Below are 453 nucleotides of genomic sequence, written 5' to 3' on the forward strand. Positions count from 1 at the left end.
ACCACTTTGTGATTCATGACTGGGGTGAAGTCGTAACAAGGTAACCGTAGGGGAACCTGCGGTTGGATCACCTCCTTACCTTAAAGAACCTGCCTTTGTAGTGCTCACACAGATTGTCTGATGAAAAATAGCAGTAAAAATCTCTGCAGGCTTGTAGCTCAGGTGGTTAGAGCGCACCCCTGATAAGGGTGAGGTCGGTGGTTCAAGTCCACTCAGGCCTACCAAAATCCTTATGTTAAAGGATGAGCGGTACAGAGATTAGCATTTTGCGATGGGGTTATAGCTCAGCTGGGAGAGCGCCTGCCTTGCACGCAGGAGGTCTGCGGTTCGATCCCGCATAGCTCCACCATCTTTACTGCGAAAACAAGAAAACTTCAGAGTGTACCTGAAAAGGTTCACTGCGAAGTTTTGCTCTTTAAAAATCTGGATCAAGCTGAAAATTGAAACGACACA

The 453-nt window shown here is 47.2% G+C and carries 2 tRNA genes and 1 rRNA gene; all 3 read left to right on the forward strand.

What is annotated here, in order from left to right:
* Nucleotides 1-78: ribosomal RNA gene (locus F3J30_RS22485) — 16S ribosomal RNA — on the forward strand; the annotation flags it as partial.
* 69 nt (nt 79-147) lie between these two features.
* Nucleotides 148-224, forward strand: a tRNA-Ile gene (locus F3J30_RS22490).
* Nucleotides 225-273: 49 nt separating this feature from the next.
* Nucleotides 274-349, forward strand: a tRNA-Ala gene (locus F3J30_RS22495).
* Nucleotides 350-453 lie beyond the last annotated feature (104 nt).

The organism is Enterobacter sp. Tr-810, assembly GCF_011752765.1.
Classification (GTDB): domain Bacteria; phylum Pseudomonadota; class Gammaproteobacteria; order Enterobacterales; family Enterobacteriaceae; genus Enterobacter; species Enterobacter soli.